The organism is Micromonospora sp. KC606, from assembly GCF_004348675.1.
Classification (GTDB): Bacteria; Actinomycetota; Actinomycetes; order Mycobacteriales; family Micromonosporaceae; genus Micromonospora.
The window spans coordinates 1-6,380 of sequence record NZ_SMKN01000282.1; the positions used below are offsets into that span (position 1 = coordinate 1).

A 6,380-nucleotide genomic window follows, 5' to 3' on the forward strand; every position below is an offset into this window, starting at 1 on the left:
CACAGGTGGTGCCCCGGGCCCAGCGGCCATGCCGGGTCGACGTACCCGGCCTCGCCGCCCACCACGCCCACCCCGCGGGAGCTGGTCACCGCCAACAGGCCACCACCGATCGGCGTGACCGATGTCGCCTGCGCCGGAGGGTCGTCGACCCGGACCGGCTCCCACCCCCGCCGCCACCGCCACAGCGCCGGCCAGCTCGTCCGGTCCGGCCGCTCGCCGACCAGCCACGCCGCGCCGTCCGCGTCGACGAGCGCCCGCACCACACCCACCTCGGCGTCCACCGCGGGCACCGGGGTCGACCGCCAGCTCCGGCCCCGGTCCGACGAGACCGCCGCGTACGGCCTGCCGTCCACCTGGCCGGCGACCACCACCAGCTGACCGGCGCCGTCGACGGTGGCGATCCCGGGCAGGTCGGGCTGTGTGGGCAGTGGGCGCAGCCGCCGGCCGTCCCACTCGCCGACCTCGCCGGTGCGCTCGACGATCCGGTACCGGCCCCGGGCGGACGCTTCCGTCACCATCGCCTCGTCGGCACGGGTGAAGCCGGCGCCGCCGTCGGTCGAGGCGTAGAAGCCGTGCGGCTCGGCCAACAGGACCACCAGACCCGGAACGCTGTAGAGCTGCTGGTTGTTCGCCACCGGACGGGGGTGCCGCACCTCCCGCCAGGACCGGCCGCCGTCGGCCGTGGTGAAGAGCAGCGCCGGGCAGTTCCGGTCCGGAGGCCGACCGTCACAGCTGGCGTAGAGCGCCCAGCCCCGGTCCGCGTCGCTGAACTCGACGTACGGCTCGTCGTACCGGTCGGGGACGGCGACCCGGAACCGGCGTACCTCGGCGGGGGTGACCGACGGCGACGGTGTGGCCGACGCGGACACCCGGGCCGGTGGGTCCCGCCGGATGTCCCCGACGGCCGAGCAGGCCGCCAGCGCCGGCACCAACAGCAACGCGATCGGGCTCCGGTTCCTACGACCGATCATGGGCCTCCTGTGCGGGTAGCCTTGCCCGGGTGCGAGTACGTGTCGAACAGACTGCCCTACCGGGAATCGGCGTACGTCACGATCTGATGACGGAGTCCGGCCGCCGCCTCGGCGTGGTCTCCCACCGCAATGGCCGCCGTGACCTCGTCCTCTACGACCCGGACGATCCCGATTCCTGCCAGCACGACGTACCGCTGACCGACGACGAGGCGGAGGCGCTCGCCGACATCCTCGGCGCGTCGCTGATGCTCGGCCAGCTCTCCGGCCTGCGCGAGCAGGCGGCCGGGCTGCTCACCGAGCAGATCGCCATCCCGGCCGGGTCGAAGTACGTCAACAAGCGGCTCGGCGACACCAAGGCCCGTACCCGCACCAGCGCCTCGATCGTCGCCGTGCTGCGGCAGGGCGAGGTGAACGTCTCGCCCGATCCCACCTTCCGCTTCGCCGCCGGCGACGTGGTGGTCGTGGTCGGCACCCGGCAGGGGCTCGACGGCGTGACCGCCATCCTCGCCGACACCGACCCGGACGGCTGAGTCGCGGATGCACGAAACCACGACACTGCTGATCGAGGTCGGCGCGCTCCTCTTCCTGCTCGGCCTGCTCGGGCGGCTCAGCCGCCGCGTGGGCGTCTCGCCCATCCCGCTCTACCTGCTCGCCGGGTTGGCCTTCGGGCACGGCGGCCTCCTGGAACTCAACGCCAGCGAGGAGTTCTTCGCCGTCGGCGCAGAGATCGGCGTCATCCTGCTGCTGGTCATGCTCGGCCTGGAGTACAGCGCCAACGAACTGGTCGGCAACCTCCGCGCGGCAGCCCCCGCCGGGTTGATCGACGCCCTGCTCAACGCCCTGCCCGGCTTCGGCTTCGCGCTGCTGCTCGGCTGGGGCTGGGTGGCTGCCGTGGTGCTCGGCGGAATCACCTGGATCTCGTCCTCGGGCGTGATCGCCAAGGTGCTCAACGACCTCGGCCGCGTGGGTAACCGGGAGACCCCGGTGATCCTGTCGGTGCTGGTCATCGAGGACCTGGCGATGGCGCTCTACCTGCCGCTGGTCACCGCGCTGCTGGCTGGGGTCGGGCTGGTCAAGGGTGGCATCGCACTCGGCGTCGCGGTGTTCACCGTGGTCGTCGTGCTGGTCGCCGCCATCCGTTACGGCAACCTCATCTCGACCGCGATGTCGGCCAAGGACGCCGAGGCGCTGCTGCTCGGCGTGCTCGGGCTGACCCTGCTGGTCGCCGGGGTCGCCGCCAAGCTCCAGGTCTCCGCCGCGGTCGGCGCGTTCCTGGTCGGCATCGCGCTCTCCGGGCCGGTGGCGCACCACGCCACCGAGTTGCTCACCCCGTTGCGGGACCTCTTCGCGGCGGTCTTCTTCGTCTTCTTCGGCCTGGTCACCGATCCCCGGGACATGCCGCCGGTGCTGCTGCCGGCGCTGGCCCTGGCCGTGGTCACCATGGGGACGAAGCTGCTCACCGGCTACCTGGCGGCTCGCCGGGCCGGCATCGCCGAGCCCGGACGCTGGCGGGCCGGCTTCGCGCTGACGCCGCGCGGGGAGTTCTCCATCGTCATCGCCGGGCTGGCCGTCGCCGCCGGCACCGTCGAGCCCCAACTGGCGGCACTCGCCACGGCGTACGTGCTGATCACGGTGGTGACCGGGCCAATGCTGGCGCGGCTGCCCGACATGGCGTGGTTCAAAGCCTGGCTGCGCCGCCGGTCGATGGTCCGCCGTCCGGAGCCGGTGGTCGTACCGGAATGATCGACCGGTGGGGTCACCCGTACGGCTGACCCCGCCGGTCGTTGCCCAACTGGTTTCGGCCGAACCCCTTCCGCCGTGCAGCACCTACGACTACCGTTTCGCCCCAGCAAGCCAGAGGCTCCGCGGCTGGCCGGTGCGCCCCGCGGGCGCGAGCGGAAGGTTGCCGGTGAACGCCCAGGATTCGACGTTCCACGGCTTCGCCAACCCCGTCGACCCGTCGCCGGCGGAGTTGCGGGCCTGGGCCTACCAACCCGACTCGGTGCCCCTGGCGTCGATGCCGCCGGACTGGGACCTGCTCGTCGCCGGCGACCACCTGGCGCTCACGCTCTTCGAGCTGGCCATGGACCCGTACTGCCCGGCCCGCCGGTTCGCCCTGCACTGCCTCTACATCTACGCGGCAGACGGCATCCGGACGAACTTCCGCGCCCACCCCAGGCGCCGCTTTCGCAAGCTGGTGGAGCAGGCCGAACGCGAGGGCGACGAGCTGATGCGCAACTGGGCGCACAACAGCCGGATGCTGCTCGACCGGCCGGGCCTCTTCGACTACCCCGACTGGTGCGAGGGCGGCCTGGTGCGGGAGAACCGCCGGATCGGCTGACCGCCGTACCCACTCCCGAGCCTCGTCGCAGATGGGGGTCAACCGGCGGCGATGCCGCGTACGGCGACGTCGACGGCACGGCGCAGGTGCGCGAGGACGGGTTCCACATCGCCGCCGGCCACCAGCTCGTCGGCCTGCTCGGGCGACTCCACCAGCGTGAGCATGGTGTTGACCAAGGCGCCGACCAGCGCTCCCACCACCGCCGCCGCCTCGACCCGGTCCAGCCGGTCGGGAAAGGCCGTCTGGAGGCGGGCCGCGAGCCGCTGCTGGGCGGAGAGCAGTCGCCGCAGCGCCATCCCCTGCACGGCCGGCACGGTGAAGAGCATCCGCAGCCGTATCGGGGCGGCCCGGCCGAGGACCTGCGCGAACCGCTCGCTCCGGTCGAAGATCGTGGTCGTCGCCCGAACCAGCACGTCCACCGGCTCGTCCTGCGGGCCCCGCTGGTCGATGACGGCGAGGGCCAGGGCCAGCCGCTCCTCGGTGTCGGCGAAGAGGATCTCCTCCTTGCTGGGGAAGTAGCTGAAGAAGGTCCGGGTGGAGACGTCGGCGCCGGCCGCGATGTCGGCAATGGTGGTCGCCTCGTACCCCCGTTCCGCGAAGAGCCCGAGCGCACTGTTGACCAACGCCTGGCGGGTCCGTTCCTTCTTGCGTTCCCGCAGCCCCGGTCCGGTCGTCACCCCGACACGATACGACACCCACCACCATCGCTGCACTCATTGCAATTTTGCAGCCAGTGTGGTTTTCTCGCAACATGGAAAGCCTTCTGGATCGCCTGGGCCGGACCACCGCCGCCCACCCCTGGCGCACACTGGCCCTCTGGCTGGTCGGTGCGGTCGCCCTGATCACCGCCGGTCAGACCGTCGGCGGCGGCTTCGTCAACGACTTCCGCATCCCCGGCGCCGAGTCGCAGCAGGCCGCCGATCTCGCCCGGAACGCCTTCCCCGAGTACGGCTCGGCCAGCGCCGAGGTGGTCTGGCACAGCCCCGACCGCGACCTGCGGGCACCTGACCAGCGGGCCGCGATCACGGCGATGACAGCCGCGATCCGCGCCCAGCCGGGGGTCAGCGCCGTCGAGGACCCGCTCGCCGGCCAGGGAGTGGTCAGCCCCGACGGCCGCACCGCCATCGGCACCGTCCGGTACGACCGGGAACTCGGTGACCTCGGGCCGGAGGCGTACCACCGGCTCGACGCGGCGGCCGGACCGGCGCGGGCACACGGCGTGCAGGTCACCTTCCGGGGCCTCGTCGTCGACCTGGCGTTCGAGCCGAAGACCGGGCCGGCCGAGGCGGTCGGCCTCGTCGTGGCCCTGCTGGTGCTGCTCGTGGCCTTCGGCTCGGCGGTCGCCGCCGGCCTGCCGATCCTGATCGCCCTCGCCGGGCTGGTGGCGGGCACCGGCCTGATGCTCGTCGCCGCCGCGGTGACCGAGATCCCCAGCGCCGCGCCGATCGTCGCGGTGATGCTGGGGCTCGGCGCCGGCATCGACTACGCGCTCTTCGTCGTCACCCGGTTCCGCACCGCCCTCGCCGACGGGCTGCCCACCGTCCCCGCCGCCGGCCGGGCGGTCGCCACCGCCGGGCACGCCGTCCTCTTCGCCGGGGCGACCGTCGTGGTGGCCATCCTCGGGCTGCTCTTCACCGGCATCCCGTTCGTCGGCGCGATGGGCGTCGCCGCCGCGCTGACCGTAGCCGCGATGATGCTCGCCGCCCTGACCCTCCTCCCCGCACTTCTCGGCCTGCTCGGCCCGCACGTCAACCGCTGGCGCCTCCCGCTGCCCGCCCGACCGGCGTCCCGCGCACCGGCCCCGACTCCGGTCGTGCCGGCCGGACCATCCGGGTCCGGGCCGGACCGGCTGCCCCGGACCGACAGCGACACCTGGGGACGGGACCGAACGGCGGACCCGGGGCCGGCGGGCTGGTGGGCACGGTGGGGTCGGCACCTGGACCGGCACCGGATCGGGTACGGGATGGGTGCGCTGGCCGTCCTGCTGGGGCTGACCGCGCCGCTGCTCACCCTGCGGCTCGGCACCCCCGACGACGGCAACCAGCCGGAACGGTGGCCGCAACGACAGGCGTACGACACCGTGCGGCGGGAACTGGGGCCGGGCTGGAACGCCCCGCTCGTGCTGGCGGTCCGGCACCCCACCGACGGCGCACTGACCCGGCTGGCCGGGGCACTCACCGCCGACCCGGAAGTCACCCTGGTCACCCCGCCGGTACGCAGCCCCGACGGCACCCTGGCGTTGCTCACCGTGGTGCCCCGGCACGCCCCGCAGGACCAGCAGGTGACCGACCTGGTGCACCGGATCCGGCGCACCGTCGGGCCGGCGGCGCTCGCCCCCGGCGACGCGCGGGTCGCGGTCGGCGGCACCACCGCGTACATGATCGACATGGCAGACGCGGTGGCCCGCCGGCTGCCCTGGGTGGTCCTCGGCGTGGTGCTGGCCGCCGGCCTGCTCCTGGTGGCGATGTTCCGGGCACCGCTGATCGCGCTCAAGGCCGCGCTGATGGCGCTGCTCTCCATCGGCGCCGCGTACGGCGTTCTGGTCGCGGTCTTCCAGTGGGGCTGGGGGTTGTCCCTGCTCGGGGTGGACCGGCCGGTGCCGATCATGTCGGTGGTCCCGATGCTGCTGTTCGCGATCCTCTTCGGACTCTCCATGGACTACGAGGTTTTCCTGCTCTCCGCTGTCCAGGAGGAGTACCGGCGGACCGGCGACCCCCGGCGGGCGATAGTCGCCGGACTGGCCGGGACCGGCCGGGTGATCACGGCGGCAGCGACCATCATGGCGGTGGTCTTCCTCAGTTTCGCCGCCATCGACGACACGCTGGTCAAGATGATCGGTATCGGGCTGGCCACGGCGGTGTTGGTGGACGCGACCGTGATCCGGGTGATCCTGGCGCCGGCCGCACTCGCGATGCTCGGCCACCGCGCCTGGTGGCCGGCTACCTCCCCGACGCGCCGGCGCCGCCCGCCCGACCTGACCTGAGCGCACACCGGCCGGGCACCGCGTCCCGGCCCGTACCCCCGAACGCCACGCCGACCCCGAAAGGCACACCGGCCCGGACCCCCAC

General features: G+C 73.3%; 5 protein-coding genes and 1 pseudogene. 4 read left to right on the plus strand and 2 right to left on the minus strand.

The window, feature by feature from the left end:
- Window positions 1-971, minus strand: a pseudogene (locus tag E1193_RS29150) (hypothetical protein); the annotation flags it as partial.
- A 29-nt stretch (window positions 972-1,000) separates the two neighbouring features.
- On the opposite strand from E1193_RS29150, the gene E1193_RS29155 reads away from it, so the two are divergent.
- The 3 genes from E1193_RS29155 to E1193_RS29165 all read left to right on the plus strand — a co-directional run bounded on the left by E1193_RS29155 (window position 1,001) and on the right by E1193_RS29165 (window position 3,312).
- A complete protein-coding gene (locus E1193_RS29155; RefSeq protein ID WP_132186378.1) occupies window positions 1,001-1,501 on the plus strand; it encodes a TrkA C-terminal domain-containing protein in 501 nt (166 codons plus the stop codon).
- 7 nt (window positions 1,502-1,508) lie between these two features.
- Window positions 1,509-2,714, plus strand: coding sequence for a cation:proton antiporter (locus E1193_RS29160; protein ID WP_132186379.1), 1,206 nt, complete (start codon window positions 1,509-1,511; stop codon window positions 2,712-2,714).
- 166 nt (window positions 2,715-2,880) lie between these two features.
- Window positions 2,881-3,312, plus strand: coding sequence for a hypothetical protein (locus E1193_RS29165; RefSeq protein ID WP_132186380.1), 432 nt, complete (start codon window positions 2,881-2,883; stop codon window positions 3,310-3,312).
- 38 nt (window positions 3,313-3,350) lie between these two features.
- Here the strand turns inward: E1193_RS29165 and E1193_RS29170 are convergent, their stop codons facing one another.
- Window positions 3,351-3,989, minus strand: a complete 639-nt coding sequence (locus tag E1193_RS29170; RefSeq protein ID WP_165945856.1) for a TetR family transcriptional regulator — start codon at window positions 3,987-3,989, stop codon at window positions 3,351-3,353.
- A 74-nt stretch (window positions 3,990-4,063) separates the two neighbouring features.
- On the opposite strand from E1193_RS29170, the gene E1193_RS29175 reads away from it, so the two are divergent.
- Window positions 4,064-6,295, plus strand: a complete 2,232-nt coding sequence (locus E1193_RS29175; protein WP_132186382.1) for an MMPL family transporter — start codon at window positions 4,064-4,066, stop codon at window positions 6,293-6,295.
- Window positions 6,296-6,380 lie beyond the last annotated feature (85 nt).